Genomic DNA, 20,823 nt, shown 5'->3' with positions numbered 1-20,823 from the left:
CCTCCCATCGGGGCGATATGTCGCTTACTTGCGCAGCAATTGCTTGAGTGCGGTCTGCAGGCGACGGGCAGATGCCTCATCGCTGGCACTGCCCAGCACAGTGGCCACGTCCTGACCCCAGGTCTGCTGGGGCGAAGGATCGTTGCGGCGGGTCAGCATCTGCAGCTGCAACGCACGGCGTGCCGCCAGTTGATCGGCAGGAGTGTGCACATCGGCAGCCATTTCCAGGCGCAGCAGGGCCTCTGCAGCATTGCCCTTGGGCGCAGCAGCCACAGCACCGGACCAGGAAGAGCGCACAGGCGCCGTCACCTTGCTGCCCAGTTGCTGAGCCGATGGCAGCTGCGCAGCATCACGAGCCTGCCAGGCACCGAGTAGTTGAGTCAGCGCCTCGCCGTGCGCCTGGGCTGCCAGCTTGCGCAGAGCCTCCTGGGCATGCTCCACGGCATCACGCTGGGCACGGAAGGCTGGATCGGCCAGACGCGGTCCGCGCTCCTCGCGCGTGAACTCGCGACGGCCACGGCCGGCATCGCGGCTGTCGCGACCATCACGACCACCGCGCTCGCCACGCGCTGCATCGCGGCCACGGCCGCCATCCTTGCGATCGCCAGGACGACCACCTGCAGCAGTTGCCGCTTCCTTCCTCATTCCAGGGCGGTCATCGCCACGCACGGCCACCACGGGGCGTGCCGGCTTGGCCACTGCAGCGGCTTCGCTCGCTTGCGCCTCAACAGCTTCAGACGCTTGCTCTGTCTGGCCCTGGGGCTGGTTTTCATCAGCCTTGGCGGGCTGAGCCTTGATGGCTGCTTCGAGCTCGGCCAGCGCTGCATGGATCTTTTGCGCATCGCCGCTGGCATTGGCCGCCTCGACCGCCTTGGACGCATCCAGCACGCGGCGATCATGCTCGGACAACTCAACCGCCACCTGGCTGCGACCACCACGCTCCACGCTCTTGCGATTGAAGGCATCGTCCAGCGGCTTGCGGAATGCATCCCAGAGCTTTTGCTCGTGCTTGCGATCCAGCGGCACCACCTGGGCTTCGGCCTGCCAGCGCTGCTGCAGCGCCTTCACGGCGTCGATGCGCAGGCTGGGGGCTGCCCCCAAGGCCGTGGCTTCGTCGATCATGGCATGGCGACGCTCCAAGCTGGCCTTTTGTGCAGCCTGCAGGGGCGCTTCGGCAGCAGCCATGGCCTGCTTGAACAGGGGCTGCAGTTCGGCAAACAGCTTTTCGCCGATATGGCCGCTTTCACGCCAGCGCTCGCCGAACTGGCGCAGCGCGCGCAACATGTTCTTCCAGTCCTGGCTGGCCGCATTGCTTGCAGCCCAGGCCTTGATTTCTTCGATCAGCGCCAGACGTTGGGCCTTGGCCTGCGTGCTGTCCTGACGAATCTTGTCGTGCCAGGACTCGACCACCTTGTAGGCTGCGTTGCAGGCCTCGTCAAACTTCTTCCACAGCGCATGATTGGCCATGGCACCTTGGTCGGCCTGCTTCCATTGTTCGCGCAGGCTGCGCAGGGTTTCCTGGATCTTGCGACCACCCAGTGCCTGGCCTTCGGGACGGTTGAGCAAGGCTTCGGCCTTGGCCACCAGGTCTTCGCGCAGTTTCTCGGCCAGTTGACGCTGCCAACCCTCGGCCTCACCGGCGGCCAACAGGGCTTCATGCACTTCGCCCACCAGCGCTTCGTCCACAAAGCGTCCATGGGCCTTGATGGCTGCGCGCATGGCTTGCACGGCTTCGGAGCCGGCCTGGCTGTTGCCAGCTGCAGTTTCTGCCTTCAGCGCCTGCAGAGCCTGACCCAGGCCAGCCTTGGCTGCTTCCACCTGCTCGGGCGTGGGCTTGCCACGGCCAGCGGCGGCTGCGCGCGGTGCGGCGGGCTTGGCCACTTCCACAGCAGCGGCTTCGGGAGGCAGACCACGGGCCACGCGGATTTCGTCGGCCCAGACGGGGACCGTGGGCAACGGCGCTGCCTCGTCGGCGGCAGCAGCCTCGGTCTGTGCCAGTGCAGACTGGAAAGCATCCCAAACCAGCGCCAGTTGTGCAGAGGCTGCTTCCAGCTGAGGCGGGAAACGGCCGTCCACGCTGCCCCAGCTGGCGTCACCGGTCAGCTCCTTGGCCTGCTCCTGCCAACGCGCAACATCGACTCCCAGGGCTTCCAGCACCGCCTTGGCATCCTTCCAGGACTTGGTGGACAGCACTTCGATGCGCTGCGCCAGCAGCAGCGCCACTTCGCGCTGCACCTGGGTGCGATGCTGCAGGTCCTCCACCGCCTTCACGCGCTCGCCCAATCGGGCCTTGAACTGCGACAGAGGCTCGCGCGACAGCGCGGCACCGGCCTTGGCGGCATCACGCTGCCAGGCAGCCGCAGCCGCCGCATCGAAGGGCTCTGCTGCCAGCAGTGCCTGAGCCTTCTCGGCCCATTCCACGGAGATTTTTTCCTGATTCGCGGTGCGACGGATCTCGTCAAGGCGTTCGCGCACGGCACGGGCAGCACTCTTGTCGCCCTTGCTCAGTTCCTTGTGAACGTCCTGGAGTTGCTCGACCGTGGGCTGAGTCGCCAACCAGTCGCGAATGCGCGCGGCGCGATCACCCGACGTCTCGGCGGAGAAAGCACCACCCGTCAATGCATCCAGCGGATGTTGCTCAGTATTCTTGGCAGAGGCCGGGTTCACTTCAGATGCATCAGACATGGTGCTGCTAGGAGAAATAGATGTCATGTAAGGGTCAGAAAATGCTTGGCAGCCAGCGCAGTCAACGCTGCAACTGGCCAGTGCCAGCCCACATGAGGGCAGACTTTCCAAGCGCAAGCCCAGGCACATGAGCACCTGGGCAAACCGGTATTTTCGCCTTTATTTAAAGGCAAGCCAAAAAATGCGAAATCGCAAGGTGTTTCGCAGCACTTTCATCACTGCGCAGACAGGCTCAACTGGGCACGTGGCGTCCAGTCCTTGTCCTGCACATCCAGCTTGGGAGCGCCCAGGAACAGGCGTTCCAGCGGCAGCTGTTGCGTGGCCAGATAGTCCCTCACAGCCACACCGCGCGCCAGCGCCAGCTCGCGCATGGCATCGTCAGGCACCTTGATGCTGGCCACCAGCAGCGCCGTCATCTGGTCTGCAGGCAGATCCTTGGCCATTCCGACCATGTTGCGGGGCTTTTTGATGTCGGCACGACCGTAAACGGCCTTGAGCAGAGCCGGACGCTCGGCATCGCTGAACTCCATCACCTCGTCGCCACTCTTGCCTTCGCGAATCACGTTGCGGCGCTTTTGGGCCAGCAGCAGACGATCCAACTCTTCAGTCTTCCAGGCCTCCTTGTCTTCGGCCTCACGCGACTCCCCCACCACCGTCATCTTGAGTGCGGGGCGGTCGTTGAGTGCCTTGACGATCTTGGTCAGTTGCTCCCTGGCCTTGCCGTCGAGCTTGGCGCTGCCCGGCGCAAAGTTGACTGCGCCCGACTCGTCGCCACCCGAGAACGCTCCCGACAACAGCGCAAACGGCGCGGTCACGGCCTTCATGATGATGTTGCCGATCACCTTGAAGATGATGGGCGCCAGACGGAACTGCGGGTCGTTGAGCGAGCCGCTCAGAGGCACATCGAGATCGATCACGCCGTTGCGGTCGGACAGCAGGGCCACCGCCAGCTTGACGGGCAGCGATGCGGGCGCGCCCTCCACCTTGTCGCCAAAGGTCAATTGGCGCAGCACCAGCTTGTTCGATGCCGTGAGCTGCCCATCAGGCTGCACCTTGTAGTTCACATCCATATAGAGCTTGCCGCGCTCTATGCCATAGCCCGCGTACTTGATGGAATATGGCGACAGCGGCGACAGCTCCAGGTCATTCATCTGGGCACGCACATCCAGTGCCAGAGGCTTGGCCAGCGGGTTGACCTTGCCGCTGATATCGAGCTTCGCCGTACCCTGGGCCTTGCCCTTGATTTCAAGATCGGCCATTTGCGGCTCGACCTGGCCTGCAGGAGCCTGCGAAGAGAAGGCGCTCAGACGGCCGTTCAGCTCACTCAGATCGGCCGAGTAGTTGGGCTGAATGAAATAGTCGGAAAACTGCACCTTGCCGCCCGTCAGCACAATGGGCCCGACCTTGATGATGGGCGCGGGGCCGACATCTTCGGGCTTTGCGGGCTCAGCCACGGGTCTGCTGAGCTCGGGCTTCTCGCCAGCAGCCGCCTGGGCGTTCGCCTCTTCGTTCTGTGCGACGGACTGCTCGGACCTTTCGGTCTTCACGATGTCCTGCAGATTGATGCGGCCGTTGCGCTGCACGATGACGCGCGCAAAAAAGTCGCTCAGCGCGGTTTCGCGCACGCTCACCCGCAGCGGCTGAGCCGGTTGCATATTCAGGTCCAGGCCGCGCACCACCAGTGTTTTCCAGGCCAGCAAATCATCGCCAAGACCCAGGCCTGTGCGCGCAGCCAGTGCCTTGGCACGGTCTGCCGTGGAGTCATTGAGCACCGCTGTCAGCGCACCCTTGGCAGTACTGGGCTTGCCCACTTCCTCCTGCACAGGAGCCGCAAGCGTGGAGCGCACGCGCAGGTCGTTGAGCTCCACATCACCCGACACAGACAGCTGCGGCCCCTTGGCATGGGCCAGATAGTTAAGCTTGCCCCGGAAGTTGCCGTCGGCACGCACCAGATCCACATTGAGCTTGTGACCGAAATACGGCTCCAGCGCATGCAAGGGCACGGCACGGGCCTGCAACTGCCCCTGAGCCGAAACAGGGGTCAGACCCAGCTGCCCCTTGAACTGAATATGACCAGCCTGCACACGGCGACTGGCAGCTAGCTGAGCCGAGACCTCCAGCGGAGTCGGCGCTGCCTTGGCCGCCAGAGGCTCGAAAGCACCCATGCGTATGCGCAAGGCGCTCACATCCAGCTGCACGGGCCGTGCATTCCCGCCTTGCACAGGTGCTGCATCGCGAAACTGCAGCGCACCGCCATCCACGGCAATCGCTGCCAGCTTGACCGACCAGGGCTTGCCCGGCTCCGCCTTGCTGCCCTGCGTTGCCGGCTTGGCTGCAGGCGCTGCCACGGGCAACCAACGCTCGTACATCCAGTGCCCTTGTGCGTCACGCAGAGCCGCGAGCTGCGGCTTCTGCACGGCAATGGCCTCCACCTGCACCTGCCGGGCAGCAAGATCGACCTGAACGCCGCTGACCTTGATCTGTTCGATATTGACAGGGGCCTGCTTGTCCTGCAGCTGCAGCTTGTCGGCAGTCAGCTCGGCCACCTCTGCCACGACTCCGCCCTCACCCCAGGAAATCCGGGCATCGGTATTGAGCATGGCGCTGAGCTGCGGCTTGAAATGCGCTTGCATATAGGGCTGCACCCATTGCAGCGGCATCTGCTCGAGCTTGAGATTGAGATTGCCCGCCTTGTCCGTGGCTTCTCCATCCAAAGCCAGCCTGGCTGCCCCCTCCACCCGGGCCTGCTCAGCCGCTTGCAAACCTGCAGTGGCCGTCAGTTGCAAAGGCGCATTCATGGGCCAGGCCAGATTCTTGGCCTGCAGCACCAAAGGAGCCAGGGTCAGCGCCGCAGGCGCCGCGCCTGTTGCGGCATCCTGCCAATGCACGATGCCGCCTTCAATATCGAACTGCTGCACGCCGACGACCAGGGGCTTGCCAGGCTTTTCGGCCTTCGCATCTGCCTGGGCCGGAGTGCTGGCCTCGGCGGAGGCGGGCTCAGGCACGGCCTTCTCGAGCGGCGCTGCGGGGGCACCGGCCGGCGCATTCAAACCCAACCAGTTGATCACGCCCTGCGCATTGCGGCTGGCATGAACCTCGGGCTTGACCCAGCGCACCGATTCGAGCGCAACCTGGTTCTGCAGAGGCTGAACATTCTTGAGCTGCACCTCCAGCGTATCAAAGTTCAGCAGCGGCGCGCTCTGGCGGTCCTGCACCGCGACATTGCTCAAGGCCAGCTTGCCGCTGATGCTGACCACAGGCTGATCTTTTTGCTCGAAGCTGATCTGCAGATCCGTGTCCAGCACGCCAGACAGAGGCTGCACGGGAACGCTGGCAGGCACATAGCCCAGATAAGGGGCCAGATCGATGTGCTCCCATTTGAGTTGCATCGCCGTCTGGCGGGTGTCGGTGAACGGCGTGCTCTCGCCCGATGTGTCGAACTTGCTGCCGTTGAGATCGAAAGCCAGATGCGGCAGCACCTTGATCTCGCGCTTGGAGGCCAGATTGCTGATGAAAGGAATGCTCAGTTGCAAGTCCTTGAGCTCGTGCTTGCGCTGCACAAACTCGTCATTGAGCTCGATACGGCCGTCGCGCACTGCAATGTTGTAGAGCGCAAAGCTCAGGGGCTTGGACGGCTCTTCGTCCTCAGGCTCGGAGAGCCTGGCAATCACATCGTCGATATCGAGCTTGCCCAGTGAATGCTGGGTCAGTCGCACCACCGGCGCATCGACCTCGATCGCATCCAGCACAGGAGCGAGCCTGAACAAGGACTGCGCGCTGGCATTGATGAAGATGCGCTTGATCTGCAGCTGTGGCTCGGCGGCAGACTTCAGATCTTTCTGAGCCGCCGAGCCCTCTGGATGCGCAGTTTCAGCTACTTTTTTTATAGCCTTATCGATCACCAGTTCGTGCAAGGTGATGGACATGGCCCAGGGCGCAAACTCGATCTTGCCCACATGGACGCCGCGCCCCAGCTTCTCGGCGGCCCGTTTTTCCAGCTGGCTTTTGGCCACCCAGGGCACTACCGCCCACAGCAACAGCCATAACAGCAAAAGAGCAAGAACAGACCAGATCAGCCGACGAAGCCAGCGATTCGATGTGAGCAAGGACATGGGCAATTGTTATTGATGCAGAGATTGAAAGCCTTCCAAGACTCTCAGGGGCGGGACCCGCCGCGCGCCCGGAACACCACTGTACCTTGAGCGCACCTGGTGTATCTAGATTGCGCTCTATATATAGATAGATGCAAGAGGCGTTTCCAGGGAGAAGTTTGCGCCATAGGAATGCCGACCAGAGGCAGATGCGCGCGAAAAATGCAAACAATGCGCTACAGGAAAAAGACAACGCTGGAAATGACAAAGCCCGGAAGTGGCGAAACCGACTTCCGGGCTTTACGGCCGGTACCAGACCGGGCCGTTTTTCGCGGATCAAGGAGGGTGTGGTCCTTGCCGCTGGAAGCAACGATTGCTCCCTTTTGTGCCTCAAGCGAAGATAAAGAGCAAGTGCCAACAACCCATGGAATCAAAGGCCTCGGCGGAGTTTGCTTTTCCTTTCCTTTGGCAAGCACCTGCAACGTGCAGGCAGATTCACTATATCTGTGCTCGCGTAGGGCTACCAGGCTTTTTGCACTTTATTTCGCCTTGATGACAAATAAAACGATGTGAGCGTATACACCTCTTGAATCCGTGATTTTTTGCTGTAATTTTTTGAGAAAGCTGTACATTCATACAGTTTTTATATAATTTTAAAATCTAAAAAGTATTTTTGTTAGTGTTGACTGAATATTTAGAGCGCTTCTAGAATCCGCCAGCGCTCGAAATGAGCGTTTTTTGTTTCCGCTGCCTCACGACTGAGCAGACCGATCGGCGCCCCAAGGGGCGCTTTTAATCGGCCCGCAGCAAACCTCATCGGCCAGTTGTCCTGGTTGCACTGCGAGATTGATCCGGTGCGACCTCGGGCGATAGCCAAGAAAGGACAAGCTATGCCAGCGTCAGGAAAATTAATCGCCTCTGCGCGAACGTTGGGCCATAAGACGGCCCACGGTTTTCTTGCTCTTACTCACAACGGTTTCGCCCTGCTGGGCTTGGCCGTGGCCATTTCGGCCCTGATTCTGATCTCTCGTCCGGACCTGCGTCTGGCCGGTGCAACCGAGCTGCGCGAGTGGCTCGACACACGCCTGCCCGCCAGCACCGTGGTGGCTACCGCCGAAGTGGAGGAAGCCCCTGCTTCCGCCAACATCGTCGTCGCCAGCGACCGCGCCACGGCCGTCAACCCCAAAAACCTGCCCAAGGAGCAGGCGGCTGTGGCCTACTGGCTCAGCAAAAAATACCGGGTGGCGCCCGAGCCGATTGCAGCCCTGGTCAGCGAAGCCTATGTCCAGGGCAAAGCCAACAAGCTGGATCCGACGCTGATTCTGGCCATCATGGCCATTGAATCGAGCTTCAACCCGTTTGCCCAAAGTTCGGTCGGTGCCCAGGGCCTGATGCAGGTGATGACTTCCGTGCACACCGACAAGTACGAAAGCTTTGGCGGCCAGCACGCGGCCTTCGACCCAGTGACCAATCTCAAGGTCGGCGTCAAGGTGCTCAAGGAATGCATTGCCCGCGCCGGCTCCATCGAGGGTGGCCTGCGCTACTACGTGGGTGCAGCCAATCTTCCTTCGGACGGCGGCTATGCTGCCAAGGTGCTTGCCGAACACCAGCGCCTGCGCCAGGGCGTGGGCCTGCAGGCCAGCCCGCTGATGACGGCCAAGTCCGACGAAGCCACCAAGGTCTCTCACGCTCAGCAAGTGGCACTGGCCAATTCCAACCTCTAAGCGACAGACCCCTGCATTTTTCAAGCTGGCTCCGGCCAGCTTTTTTTATGCCCCGGCCAGGTCCTGCGGGAAAAACGGGCATAGGTTCTTCAGCCATGCCAGCTCAGCTACACTAGCGGGTGTACGCAACTGGCGATAGGCGCAGAATTTTCTGCCGCTGACGTGGAATCCGGCAGACTGCAAGGTCTGTGAACCACCGGGGAGCGTACCGCCCAGAGCCGCAGCGACTGCAGCCTGCAAGCGTTTCAGCCGTTCGCCTGGGCAGCCCTTGGCCTCAAGGGAATTTCTAAGTTCACAGGACTGCCATGTTTCAACGCACCGATACCGTCGCGAAAGTCGACCCCGAACTGTTTGCAGCTATTGAAGCTGAAAACCATCGCCAGCAAGAGCACATCGAGCTGATTGCCAGCGAGAACTACTGCTCGCCCGCCGTGATGGAAGCCCAGGGCTCCCAGCTGACCAACAAGTACGCCGAAGGCTACCCCGGCAAGCGCTACTACGGTGGCTGCGAGCATGTGGACGTGGTCGAGCAACTGGCCATTGACCGCATCAAGCAGATCTTTGGCGCCGAAGCCGCCAATGTGCAACCCAATTCCGGCTCTCAGGCCAACCAGGCTGTGCTGATGGCTTTCGCCAAGCCAGGCGACACCATTCTGGGCATGAGCCTGGCCGAAGGCGGTCACCTGACCCACGGCATGGCGCTGAACATGTCCGGCAAATGGTTCAAGGCCGTCTCCTACGGTCTGAATGCCGACGAAGCCATCGACTACGACAAGCTCGAAGAGCTGGCCCGCGAGCACAAGCCTCGCATCATCGTGGCTGGTGCTTCCGCCTATGCCCTGCGCATCGACTTCGAGCGCTTCGCAAGAATAGCCAAGGAAGTCGGCGCCATCTTCTGGGTGGACATGGCCCACTATGCCGGCCTGATCGCCGCAGGCGTGTACCCCAACCCCGTGCCCCACGCCGACGTGGTCACCACCACAACCCACAAGAGCCTGCGCGGCCCTCGTGGCGGCGTGATCCTGATGAAGGCCGAGCACGAGAAGGCCATCAACAGCGCCATCTTCCCCGGCCTGCAAGGCGGCCCCCTGATGCATGTCATCGCAGGCAAGGCCGTGGCCTTCAAGGAAGCCCTGACTCCCGAGTTCAAGGCCTACCAGGAACAGGTCGTGAACAACGCCAAGGTGTTTGCCGAAACGCTGACCGAGCGCGGTCTGCGCATCGTCTCCGGCCGCACCGAAAGCCACGTGATGCTGGTGGACCTGCGCGCCAAGGGCATTACCGGCAAGGCTGCCGAAGCGGCCCTGGGTCTGGCTCACATCACCGTGAACAAGAACGCCATCCCCAACGACCCCGAGAAGCCTTTCGTGACCAGCGGCATCCGTATCGGCACGCCCGCCATGACCACCCGTGGTTTCGGCGAGGAAGAAGCCCGCATCACTGCCAATCTGGTGGCTGACGTGCTGGACAAGCCCGAAGACGAAGCCAATCTGGCCGCCGTGCGCGCCAAGGTGGCCGCGCTGACCGCCAAGTTCCCTGTCTACAGCAAGTAATTCCTGCTGCGCTGAGCTGTCATGAAGTGCCCCTTCTGCAACCATCCGGACACGCAAGTGGTTGAAACCCGCGAGTCCGAGGACGGGGGCTTCATTCGCCGCCGCCGCCGCTGCGGCGGCTGCGACAAGCGCTTCACGACCTACGAGCGCCCCGAGGTCAGCTTTCCGACCGTGGTCAAGAGAGACGGCCGCCGTATCGAATACGAGCGCGCCAAGCTGCAAGGCTCTTTTCAGATCGCGCTGCGCAAGCGCCCCGTGAGCACCGAACTCATAGATGCCGCCATAGAGCGAATCGAGGACAGGTTGCTCAATCTGGGCCAGCGTGAAATCGATTCCAGCCGCCTCGGCGAGCTGGTGATGGATGAACTCAAGGGCCTGGACAAGGTCGGCTATATCCGCTTTGCCAGCGTCTACCGCAGCTTCGAGGATGTGGACGACTTCAAGAACATCATGGATGAGGTTCGCAGCCCCAAGGCCAAGGCCGCCAAAAAGCCCTAGGCCTGGCCCTGACCGCCATGCCATGCCAAAAGCCACCCTCGGGTGGCTTTTGTTTTGCGCGATTGACGGCAAGCATTTGCTATGAAATCATGAGCTTCATGCGCATTATTTCAAAGGAAATCAAATAGATATCTATCTTGTTTCCTTAATGAACGCGCGTAATACGCTCCTTTAAAGGTAGCGCCATCGGCCCGCTGCGGCTTTGTTCGCGTACATGCTCGGCCAGGGCATCCAGATCCGGCATGCCACCCACCACGTCGATGCCTTGCGTGAAGATACTGAAGTTGTCGCCGCCGCTGCCCAGATAGCTTTGCAGTCCCACGCGGTAGCGCTGTGACATCTCGAGCAATCGACCGTTGAGGCGCAGCTCGCTCACGCGCCGACCCGCGGGCTGGCTGCGGTCAAAGCGGTAGCTGAAGCCCTCGGACACCTGCAGAATGCGCGGCGCATTCACGGTGTTGCTGCCGCTGTCGAACTGCTGCTCCAGCGCCTGGCGAATCTGCTCGCCCGTCAGGCCCATCACCATCAGCGTATTGCCGAACGGCTGAACGCTGAACAACTGTCCATAGTTCACGCTGCCGTCAGCCGCAGGCAGCAGGTCGGCGCGCACACCGCCGGGGTTCACAAAGGCCAGTTGTGCCCCACCCGCTGAGGCATCGCGCGTGGCCGCGAGTATGGCGTCGGCCACGATGCGCCCCATCACGCTTTCGCCATTGGCTTGCGTCATGCGGCTGACAGGTCCGGCCAGCCGCCCTGCAACGGCCTCGGCCAGCGGCCGGGCCGCAGCCTTGTAACGAGCAACCAGCGCCGCCACTTCGGCATCGGCATCAAAGACTACAAACTCGGGCTGCAAGCTCACCATGCCGCCAACGCTGCGATAGCCCTCGCCCTGCACGATGGTCTGGTGCGCCGACTTGCGGCTGACGCGGCCGGTGCGCGCATCCACCGAGAGCCGGATTTCGGTCAGCAGCGTGCCGTACTGGCCGGCGCTGGTCAGCAAAAAGGGCTTGCGGGGATTCACCCTGGCGTAATCGCAGATATAGGAGCGATGGGTGTGACCGGAAATCACCACATCGACCTCGCTGGAGAGCTGCTCCAGAATCGGCACGATGGCACCGGACAGACCTTGGCAGCTATCGTCCTGCAGGCCCGAAGTGGTGGCCCCGCCCTCATGGATCAGCAGCACGATCACATCGGCGCCCTGCGCACGCAGCTGTGGAATCAGCGCATTGGCCGTCTGTGCCTCGTCGGCAAACCTCAGCCCCCTGACCCCGCTGGGCCGCACCATATGCGGCGTGTTCCTGAGCGTCATGCCGATGAAGCCCACGCCTATGCGCAGACCGTCTTGCTCGAAGAACTTCACCCCGGTCGCCGGAAACAGCGACCGGCCGTCGCCGCGCAGCGTATTGGCCGCGAGAAACGGGAACTGCGCACCCCTGAAAGGCTGGTTGATCTGACATGGCTGCTTGCTGGTGAACTTCTCGCAGCCCCCATGCTGCATGCGCAGCAGCTCGGCCACGCCCTGGTCGTATTCGTGATTGCCGGTGGCCGCGAAGTCCACCCTCATGAGGTTGAGCACCTCTATCGTCGGCTCATCGAGAAACAGCGCGGAGACCATGGGCGAGGCCCCGATCATGTCCCCGGCCGTGACCAGCGCCACATGGCGGCTGGCCTGGCGGCGCTGGGCGATGGCCCGGGCCATGTAGGCAACGCCACCAGCGGGCACGGCAATGTTCTGTCCCTGCGCGTTCTGGGCCGTCACGGCCAGTCCGGGCGGCTCCAGATGGCCGTGCAGGTCATTGAAGCCCAGCACGGTGATCTCCATGCTGGCAGGCCTGAGCGCACCGCCACCGCAAGCACTCAAAACCAGCACGAACAGCCCAGCGCACATGGGGCGGAAGGCATTGCGAAAAGCACAACGCCAGCCTGGCGACAGGGCGCGAGACTGGCGTTGATCCGGTTTTTTGTCAGTTGCAACCATCAGACTCTCCTGAGTCAGAGGTTTTAACGCACAAAAAGGTCTAGGTGATGTCAGCTGGCCGAGGCAGGAATCGGAGCCAGGCCGGAATCCACATCGGCATTCTGCGCGCGGTGGCGCAGCGCATGGTCCATCACCACCAGCGCCAGCAGCGCCTCGGCAATCGGCGCGGCGCGGATGCCCACGCAGGGGTCGTGGCGCCCCTTGGTGATGACTTCGGTGCTCTGGCCGTGCACGTCTATGGACTCACGCGGCGTGATGATGGAGCTGGTGGGCTTGATGCCGATGCGCACTTCCAGATCCTGGCCGGTGCTGATGCCGCCCACGATGCCGCCCGCGTTATTGCTGCGGAAACCCTCGGGGCTCAGCGAATCGCCATGCGTGGTGCCGCGCTGGGCCACGCTGTCAAAGCCCGCGCCGATCTCCACGGCCTTGACGGCGTTCAGACCCATCATGGCGTAGGCGATGTCGGCGTCCAGGCGGTCATACAGGGGCTGGCCCAGGCCGACCGGCATATTGCTGGCGTTCACACGCAGCGCCGCGCCGCAGGAATCGCCGCTCTTGCGCAGCTGCTCCATGTATTCCTCGAAGCGGCTCACATCGGCCACGGGCGCGAAAAAGGGGTTGTTCGGCACATGCTCCCAGCTCTCGAAACCTATGGGCAGCTCGCCGATCTGGGTCATGCAGGCGCGGAACTCGGTGCCGAACTTTTCCTTGAGCCACTTCTTGGCCACGGCACCCGCAGCCACGGTGGGCGCCGTCAGGCGTGCCGAGGAGCGACCGCCGCCGCGCGGATCACGGATGCCGTACTTCTGGAAATAGGCATAGTCGGCATGACCGGGACGAAAGCTCTGCGCGATATTGGAGTAATCCTTGCTGCGCTGGTCGGTGTTGCGGATCAGCAGCGCAATCGGCGTGCCCGTGGTCTTGCCTTCGTAGACGCCGGAGAGAATCTCCACGGCATCGGGCTCGTTGCGCTGCGTGACGAACTTGCTGGTGCCGGGGCGGCGTCGATCCAGATCATGCTGGATGTCCGCCTCGCTCAAGGCCATGCCCGGAGGGCAGCCGTCAATCACACAGCCAATGGCCGGACCGTGGGACTCACCGAAATTGGTGACCGTGAAAATTGTGCCGAAGGTATTGCCGCTCATAGGCTGCCGATTATCGTTGAAGTGATGATTGACGGCTGCACACTGTCCTGCCTAAAGTCTTTTCACCATGCTCAAACTTGCGTTTATTCTGGCCTCGGCCCTGGTGTCCGTGGTGATCGGCGGCGTCGGCGGTCTGCTGTTCTTCGAATTTGCACCGTCGCGCTGCGCGGGCCAGTATGCCTGCGGCTACGGCAAGGCCGCGATCGGCATGATGGTGGGCCTGGGTGTCGCCTTGCTGTGCTTTGTGGGGCTTCTGCTCAAGGGTCTGCACAAGGCAAAGCCGCCAACGACTGTATTGCAGAGCCCGCACAGCCCAGCCGACCGACAGCCATAAGGCAGCGCTGCGTCGCCTGCAGAGCACATCAGGCTGGACATGAAAAACCCCGCCTCGGCGGGGTCTGCAGCAAAGGCTGGCTTATTCGGCGCCCTGGCGCTCGCCTTCGGGCCAGTCGCGGATATAGGCCTTGAGCATGCGGTTCTCGAAGTTCTGGCTGTCCACCACGGCCTTGGCCACGTCATACAGCGAGATCACGCCCATCAGCATGCGCTTGTCCATCACGGGCATGTAGCGCGCATGGCGGTCCAGCATCATGCGGCGCACCTCGTCCATATCGGTTTCCATGGTGCAGGTCATGGGCGCGTCGTCCATGGCGCCGCGCACGGAGATGTTCTCCACGCCGCCGGTCTTCACAAAACCCTGGATCACTTCGCGGAAGGTGAGCATGCCCACCACATCGCCGTGATCCATCACGACCAGCGAGCCGATGTCCTTCTCCGACATCACCTGCACCGCCGCGGCCAGGCTTTCGTCGGGCGACACCGTGTACAGGGTATTGCCTTTGACGCGCAGGATGTCACTAACTTTCATTGCTGTTCTCCGAATCTGTTTGGCACGCTGTGGCAGCTTTTGTCCTGCATGTGTCAGCACATGCGGCATCGCTTTGCACAGAATGCAGGTGCGTGCACAAATATAGCCCACAATGGCTTGCATTGAGAAAAACTAAATCAATGACGAAACATATGAATTTCCACATATTCATTCGTCTATCCGACCAAATAGATATTTGATTGCGTGCTCGATCACACATTGCGTCGATCAAAACCAGCCATGGAGACAAAACATGCCCGGCTACTCTGACCCCGGCTTTGACACCCTGAGCCTGCATGCAGGCGCCCAGCCCGACCCCGCCACCGGCGCACGTGCCGTACCCATCCACCTGACCACGTCCTTTGTCTTCGAATCCAGCGACCACGCGGCAAGCCTGTTCAATCTGGAGCGCCCCGGTCACGTCTACAGCCGCATCTCCAACCCCACCAATGCAGTGCTCGAGCAGCGCGTCTCGGCCCTGGAAGGCGGCGTGGGCGCGATTGCCGTGGCCAGCGGCCAGGCGGCGCTGCACCTGTCGATTGCCACGCTGATGGGCGCGGGCAGCCATATCGTGGCCAGCACGGCGCTGTATGGCGGCTCGCAGAACCTGCTGCACTACACGCTGGCGCGCTTCGGCATAGAGACTACCTTCGTCAAGCCAGGCGACATCGATGGCTGGAAGGCTGCGGTGCGCCCCAACACCAAGCTGTTCTTTGGCGAGACCGTGGGCAACCCCGGACTCGATGTGCTGGACATTCCCACGGTCAGCCAGATCGCCCACGAAGCCGGCGTGCCGCTGCTGGTGGACTCGACGCTGACCTCGCCCTGGCTGATCAAGCCTTTCGAGCATGGCGCGGACATCGTCTACCACTCGGCCACCAAGTTCCTGTCCGGCCACGGCACGGTGATCGGCGGCATCGTCGTCGATGGCGGCAGCTTCGACTGGGAAAAATCGGGGCGCTTTCCCGAGCTGACCCAGCCCTATGACGGCTTTCATAACATGGTGTTCAGCGAGGAGTCCACCACCGGCGCCTTCTTGCTGCGCGCCCGCCGCGAAGGCCTGCGTGACTTCGGCGCCTGCATGAGCCCGCACAGCGCCTGGCTGATCCTGCAAGGCATCGAAACCCTGCCGCTGCGCATGGAGCGCCATATGCGCAACACCGAAAAAGTGGTGCAGTTCCTCGCCAGCCACCCTCTGGTCAGTCGCGTGGGTCACCCCATGCTGGAGACCCACCCCTCGCACGCTCTGGCCAGAAAGCTGCTGCCGCGCGGCGCCGGCTCGGTGTTCAGCTTTGACATTGCCGGCAACCGCAACCAGGGCAAGAAGTTCATCGAAACGCTGAAGGTCTTCAGCCATCTGGCCAATGTGGGCGACTGCCGCTCGCTGGTGATCCACCCCGCCAGCACCACGCATTTCCGCATGAGCGACGAGGCTCTGGCCCAGGCCGGCATCGGCCAGGGCACGATCCGGCTGTCGATCGGCCTGGAAGACGCCGACGACCTGATCGACGACCTCAAGCGTGCGCTGAAGGCGGCCGAGAAAGCAGCCTGAAAGCCCTGAACAAACATGGTTGCCACAACTTCTGCATCGCTGGACTGGAAGCAGTTTGAACAGACTTTATTCAGCATCTACTGGCAAGATGCTCAGGCGTTCCTTGCCGCGAACCCTCAAGAAAGCATCTACGCACTGGCACTGAACGGCCTGTATCGCGAGCAGGACGGCCCCATTTACCTGCCCACGCTGTCTGCCAATAGCGAGCAGGCCTATTCACAAATGGTGAATGTCCCCGAGCCGCAGGGTCGCTTGTCCGAATTCGACCTGGATACCGGCCAGTTGGGCAGTCTGCGCTGGAACCCGCCGGATTGGGAATGGGAGGAGCTGGATTCGGCCTCGGACTCTCAGGAGTTGGAGCGACTGGAGCAAGCCTTGCTGGCCGAAGCCAATAAAAGCACGCCTGCCCACTGGTTGCGTACCGAGGCGCATCTGATCAAGGCGCTGACCCGCATCTGCAAGCAACTGACCAAAGCCTGCCAAAAATCGCCCTGGTCCAGCCAGCTCACTCCAGAGTTTGCGGTGCTGATCTATGTGGAAGACACTCAGGAATGCGAAGCCATGGCACGCGAGAGCATGGGGGAGGCGCGCTTTCTTGCATTGTTTCCCAGCCATGACCAGCAAGCGCAAAGACGCGCCAGAGTTGCCGCGCTCTCCCCCGCTCAACAGCTGCAATACCATCTGAGCTGTCTTGAAGGTATCGGGTGCCCGGAACTGCGACTGAGCCGCAAAGAGGCGCAATTGCTGGGCGAAGAGGCCGAGACTGCGCTGCTTGCCATGGATCACAGCCAGGTGGCTCATGCACTGCTGCCCATGCTGACTCGGCCTGGCAAACAGTGGCGTGCGGCCATGTTGCTGGCCCAGATGGCTTACCGGGACGAACAGGTACTGACTGCACTGCGTCAGCAGGTTCAGGCCCCCGTCCACAGCCCCAGGGAAGAAAGCGAGCGAGGCTGGTGCGCCAGTGCCTTGGGGTCGCTAGGTGACCAGGAATGGCTGCAGCAGCAAATAGGCGCCACGGCCGTGCCTGTAGACAGAATCGCGCAAGGCATTGCCTACCCCTACCGCGCCTGGAACAGCAAGCCAGGAACCACGGCCCTGCACCTTGACTATGCGCCGCTGGAGCGAGCACTGGACCTCAAGCATCCGGCCTTGACCCGGGCGCTGAATGAAGAGCTATCACCCGGAACCGGTTATTGCAGCCTTCGGGTTGAGGATTTGGAGCAAGCCCTGCTCGCTCTGCAGTCCGTTCACGCTCTGGTGCGCGTTCATGCGGCTTGCATCATGGGAGAGCGAAGCCTTGGGGCCGCCGCGGGCAGGCGCATCACTCCTGTACTGGCACAAGCCCTGAGTCACGACCGCAACGAAGGCGTACGTTATCAGGCCATGCTGGGCCTGCGGTATTGGAAAAAAGCCAGCGCAGTGCAGCGCGCCACGATTGAGCATGCCGCTGAACACGATGCCAGTGACCACATACGCGAACTGGCTCAGCAATGGCTGAATGAACACTGCTGAGTCACAAAGAACAGAACCGGAGACAAACATGCAAATCAATGTGCAAGGCGCAGACATCTACGCCTACACCGGCGGCAAGGCTTTCGACGCAGCCAAGCCCACGGCCATTTTCATCCACGGCGTGCTCTGCGATCACAGCGTCTGGGCGCTGCAAAGCCGCTACATGGCCAATCACGGCTGGAACGTGCTGGCCATCGATTTGCCTGGCCATTGCAAAAGCAGCGGCCAGGCCCCGCAAACTGTCGAAGAAGCTGCGACCTTCATAGGCGCGCTGATGGATGCGGCAAACCTGCAGCAAGCTGCGCTGATCGGCCATAGCTGGGGCAGCCTGATTGCCATGGAGACCGCGGCCAGGCTTGGGGACCGCATCAGCCATCTGGTGCTGGTGGGCACGGCCTTCCCCATGAAGGTCTCGCCCGCGCTGCTGGAGTCGGCCCTGAATACGCCCGAGAAAGCCATCCAGATGGTCAACACCTTCTCGCGCGCCACGCTGGCACCGCCCAATGGCGCAGGCAGCTGGGTGTTTGGCGCCGGCATGGCCCTGGGCCGCCGCGTGCTGGCCAGTAACGCTCACACGAATCTGCTGCATGCAGGCTTCAAGGCCTGTGACAGCTATGCGGGCGGCGAAGCGGCCATGACGCAGGTCAGCTGCCCGCTTCTGTTTGTGCTGGGCGAGCAAGACCAGATGACACCACCCAAGGCTGCAAAAGGCTTGATAGAGGCCGCCAAAGGCGCGGGCAAAACGGTGAGCGTGCAGCTCATTCCCAACGGCCACAACCAGATGACGGAGTCACCCGACGCGACGCTGTTTGCGATTCGGGATTTTCTCGCGGCATGAGCCATTAAGCTTGGGCCATGAGCCAAACCTTCCAGCACCACGGCCAACTGGCTGCCGCCTGCGCCGAATGGGCCAAGATTTCACTGACCGGTTTGCAGCCCCGGCGCACTCTCAATCTGAGCGATAAAAAAGCCGACTGGAAGGAAGCACTGAGCGCGCTCAAGCGCTTTGCCAACAGCGATAGCTATAAAGCTCACCAGGATTTCCAGGCACATGCCGCGCTGGAGAACTACTGGAAATGGAAGGAAGTGGGCGAGCAGGCGCGCTGGCTGCTGATCTATGGCATCGATCTGGGCCTCTGCGGCGATGTGCTGCGCCCCATCTACCAGGAAGTCGTCGCACTGTGGATTGATGCCGCCTCGGTGGCCGAGCATGCGCGCGCCAGCATGGCGCAGGAGACTGGCGAGGACTATGGCGTAGGTGCGCCCATCAACACGCGCGCTGACGACTACGCTGTTGCCGTGACCCTGCTGTCGCTGGCCACGCTGCTGGACGCACAGGATGACGTACCGGCGATTGATGAGCATGTGCTGGCCTTCGATACGGACCAGTTGCTGGATTATCTGTGCGCAGGCGGTCTGCAGCTGCAGCAGGTCAGCGAGGAGCTTTTCCACAAACGCCCTTACGGCGCCATGAAGCCTTTTTTTGAACAGCTCGAAGCCCTGCCTGACCCGCTGCTGCCCTATCTGCAAACCCAGTACCAGGAGTTTCTCAAGCTCTCGCCCAAGCAGCAGAAGAAAGGCAGTCCATGGCTGGGCACGGGCTACTGGGCGCTGGAGGTGGCCGCCCTGGCCGTGCTCTATGACTGGGATGACAGCGCTTTGCGCAGCAGCCCGCACTACCCGGCCGATCTGGTCGACTACGCCCGCGGGCGCCTGGCTCAAACAGAGTCAGGCGATTTTTGACAGAAAACCGGCGATGCGGCTGCTGATGCGCTCGGGCAGCTCGCGGTGCGGCACATGGCCGCCGCCAGCAATGATTTCCGCTTCGCAAGGGCCCTGCGCCCAGGTGCAGATGTTCTCCGGATGCACGAGGGAGCCGAATTCATCGAGCTCGCCGTGAATCGCCAGCACCGGGCAATGCACCTGTCTCAAGGCCGCATCCAGCCGGTAATGCGCGAAAGGCGGGCTCAGCCAGGTGTCCACCCAGGCTGACAGCACCCAGGCTGCCTTGTCGCCATGGTAGCGGGCAAGCCGCTCCAGTTGGCCGGGCTGGGCAAAGTTGTCTCGCGCCGCCCTGATGCCCTGCAAGGTGCGGTCTTCGACAAAGCTCTGGGCCGATTCGGTAATCAACGCCTGGCATTGCCGTCCATACGCAGCTGCCACCATGGCCGCCATGCCGCCGCCCACGCTGTGTCCCAGCATCACGAAATCGCCCAGGCCCAGCGCCCGGTGAAGCGGCGTGAAGCCGGCGGCAACCTCGCTCTCCACAAAACTGGGTTGAAGCCGATGCGGATTGGAGTCCGAATGACCGAAGCCCAGGCGGTCATAGGCAATGACTTCACGCCCGGTGGACGCGGCCAGCTGCGCGGGAAATTCGCGCCACAGATCCACGCTGCCCAGGGAATCGTGCATCAGCACCAGCGGCGCCCTGGCCGCCCCGCCCTGAGGTTGCCAGCGTTTGACATGGAGCTGCCCGTCGGGCGTCTGAACACGGGTTTCACTGGAGCTGATCACAACAGGCGGCATGGTGTCGTCAAACATGGGCAGGGTCTGGGTTGAAGGCGATGAGATGTGCTGCCACCTTAGCAAGAGAGCGCTCATGGCAGCTCGGCCAGAATCTGGAGTGGCCGTAAAGATGGCGAATCTGGCCGATTTTGAGCAGTCTTGCCGTATATAGCCTGTCGTTCAGGTGACGAAGACCTCCGACCGCAACCTGCCAGCACTCGCTAACCCGCTGGTCTGACCATGCTGTCGGCAGTATAAAAACAGCATCACCTTCACCGGGGGTTGCCATGTCACAGACCACGACCTCAGAGCCGGACGGCGCTGTCAAGGCCAGCGTGGATCCGCGCCAGTTCAAGAGCTTCGCCGAGTTCTATCCCTTCTACCTGGGCGAGCACAGCAACCTCACCTGCAGACGGCTGCACTTCATCGGCACCAGCCTGTCGCTGCTGTTCTTGCTGACGCTGTTTTTGACAGGCGACTGGTGGTACTTGCTCGCAGGCCTGATCTGCGGCTATGCCTTTGCCTGGGTCGGGCATTTCGGCTTTGAGAAAAACAAGCCCGCCAGCTTCAAGCGACCGCTCTACAGCTTTCTGGGCGACTGGATGATGTGGCGCGACATCTTGCTGGGTCGCATCAAGATGTAGCGCCGCGCACCTCCGCCGGCCTGCTTTCTGCGCAGCAAATCGCCGCCCATGGCCCCATG

At 62.0% G+C, this 20,823-nt stretch carries 15 protein-coding genes and 1 riboswitch; of the genes, 9 read left to right on the top strand and 6 right to left on the bottom strand.

Annotated elements, in window-relative coordinates:
- Window positions 1-24 precede the first annotated feature (24 nt).
- Together FSY45_RS16635 and FSY45_RS16630 are read right to left on the bottom strand one after the other, a co-directional pair.
- The gene (locus FSY45_RS16635; protein WP_003063734.1) at window positions 25-2,685 is read right to left on the bottom strand and encodes a DUF349 domain-containing protein; all 2,661 of its coding nucleotides are present in this window, start codon (window positions 2,683-2,685) and stop codon (window positions 25-27) included.
- A gap of 215 nt (window positions 2,686-2,900) precedes the next feature.
- Window positions 2,901-6,797, bottom strand: coding sequence for a DUF748 domain-containing protein (locus FSY45_RS16630; RefSeq protein ID WP_046460343.1), 3,897 nt, complete (start codon window positions 6,795-6,797; stop codon window positions 2,901-2,903).
- 869 nt (window positions 6,798-7,666) lie between these two features.
- Here FSY45_RS16630 and FSY45_RS16625 point away from each other — a divergent pair.
- From FSY45_RS16625 to nrdR, 3 genes are all read left to right on the top strand, one after another.
- Window positions 7,667-8,500, top strand: a complete 834-nt coding sequence (locus FSY45_RS16625) for a lytic transglycosylase domain-containing protein (protein ID WP_039048810.1) — start codon at window positions 7,667-7,669, stop codon at window positions 8,498-8,500.
- A gap of 115 nt (window positions 8,501-8,615) precedes the next feature.
- A riboswitch (ZMP/ZTP riboswitch) is annotated at window positions 8,616-8,770 on the top strand.
- Window positions 8,771-8,805: 35 nt separating this feature from the next.
- A complete protein-coding gene (glyA, locus tag FSY45_RS16620; RefSeq protein WP_003063740.1) occupies window positions 8,806-10,053 on the top strand; it encodes a serine hydroxymethyltransferase in 1,248 nt (415 codons plus the stop codon).
- Window positions 10,054-10,074: 21 nt separating this feature from the next.
- Complete coding sequence (gene nrdR / locus FSY45_RS16615; RefSeq protein ID WP_003053388.1) at window positions 10,075-10,551, top strand: transcriptional regulator NrdR; 477 nt, start codon at window positions 10,075-10,077, stop codon at window positions 10,549-10,551.
- A gap of 145 nt (window positions 10,552-10,696) precedes the next feature.
- Here the strand turns inward: nrdR and FSY45_RS16610 are convergent, their stop codons facing one another.
- Both FSY45_RS16610 and aroC read right to left on the bottom strand, forming a co-directional pair.
- The gene (locus tag FSY45_RS16610; protein WP_046460344.1) at window positions 10,697-12,532 is read right to left on the bottom strand and encodes a bifunctional UDP-sugar hydrolase/5'-nucleotidase; all 1,836 of its coding nucleotides are present in this window, start codon (window positions 12,530-12,532) and stop codon (window positions 10,697-10,699) included.
- 50 nt (window positions 12,533-12,582) lie between these two features.
- Window positions 12,583-13,680, bottom strand: coding sequence for a chorismate synthase (aroC, locus tag FSY45_RS16605; RefSeq protein ID WP_003063745.1), 1,098 nt, complete (start codon window positions 13,678-13,680; stop codon window positions 12,583-12,585).
- A gap of 67 nt (window positions 13,681-13,747) precedes the next feature.
- Between aroC and FSY45_RS16600 the strand changes: the two genes are divergently transcribed.
- A complete protein-coding gene (locus FSY45_RS16600) occupies window positions 13,748-14,014 on the top strand; it encodes a hypothetical protein (protein ID WP_046460345.1) in 267 nt (88 codons plus the stop codon).
- Window positions 14,015-14,095: 81 nt separating this feature from the next.
- Here FSY45_RS16600 and FSY45_RS16595 read toward each other — a convergent pair whose 3' ends face one another.
- Complete coding sequence (locus FSY45_RS16595; RefSeq protein WP_003053381.1) at window positions 14,096-14,548, bottom strand: CBS domain-containing protein; 453 nt, start codon at window positions 14,546-14,548, stop codon at window positions 14,096-14,098.
- A 253-nt stretch (window positions 14,549-14,801) separates the two neighbouring features.
- Between FSY45_RS16595 and FSY45_RS16590 the strand changes: the two genes are divergently transcribed.
- From FSY45_RS16590 to FSY45_RS16575, 4 genes are read left to right on the top strand one after another with little or no spacing between them, the layout of a single operon-like run.
- On the top strand, window positions 14,802-16,100 hold the full coding sequence (locus FSY45_RS16590; protein ID WP_003076227.1) for an O-acetylhomoserine aminocarboxypropyltransferase: 1,299 nt from the start codon (window positions 14,802-14,804) through the stop codon (window positions 16,098-16,100).
- 15 nt (window positions 16,101-16,115) lie between these two features.
- On the top strand, window positions 16,116-17,615 hold the full coding sequence (locus tag FSY45_RS16585) for a DUF4303 domain-containing protein (RefSeq protein WP_046460346.1): 1,500 nt from the start codon (window positions 16,116-16,118) through the stop codon (window positions 17,613-17,615).
- A 28-nt stretch (window positions 17,616-17,643) separates the two neighbouring features.
- Window positions 17,644-18,453: an alpha/beta fold hydrolase gene (locus FSY45_RS16580; protein WP_046460347.1), complete on the top strand. Its 810-nt coding sequence runs from the start codon at window positions 17,644-17,646 to the stop codon at window positions 18,451-18,453.
- A 17-nt stretch (window positions 18,454-18,470) separates the two neighbouring features.
- On the top strand, window positions 18,471-19,358 hold the full coding sequence (locus FSY45_RS16575; RefSeq protein ID WP_046460348.1) for a PoNe immunity protein domain-containing protein: 888 nt from the start codon (window positions 18,471-18,473) through the stop codon (window positions 19,356-19,358).
- On the opposite strand, the gene FSY45_RS16570 is transcribed toward FSY45_RS16575, so the two are convergent.
- The gene (locus tag FSY45_RS16570) at window positions 19,344-20,156 is read right to left on the bottom strand and encodes an alpha/beta fold hydrolase (RefSeq protein WP_046460349.1); all 813 of its coding nucleotides are present in this window, start codon (window positions 20,154-20,156) and stop codon (window positions 19,344-19,346) included. The genes FSY45_RS16575 and FSY45_RS16570 overlap by 15 nt on opposite strands.
- 251 nt (window positions 20,157-20,407) lie before the next feature.
- On the opposite strand from FSY45_RS16570, the gene FSY45_RS16565 reads away from it, so the two are divergent.
- Window positions 20,408-20,764 (top strand): DUF962 domain-containing protein, encoded by a 357-nt coding sequence (locus FSY45_RS16565; RefSeq protein WP_046460350.1) that lies wholly within the window; start codon window positions 20,408-20,410, stop codon window positions 20,762-20,764.
- Window positions 20,765-20,823 lie beyond the last annotated feature (59 nt).

Origin of the sequence: Comamonas sp. Z1 (assembly GCF_008121555.1) — a bacterium.
Taxonomy (GTDB): domain Bacteria; phylum Pseudomonadota; class Gammaproteobacteria; order Burkholderiales; family Burkholderiaceae_C; genus Comamonas; species Comamonas thiooxydans.
This window is presented reverse-complemented; position numbering and strand designations above follow the sequence as displayed.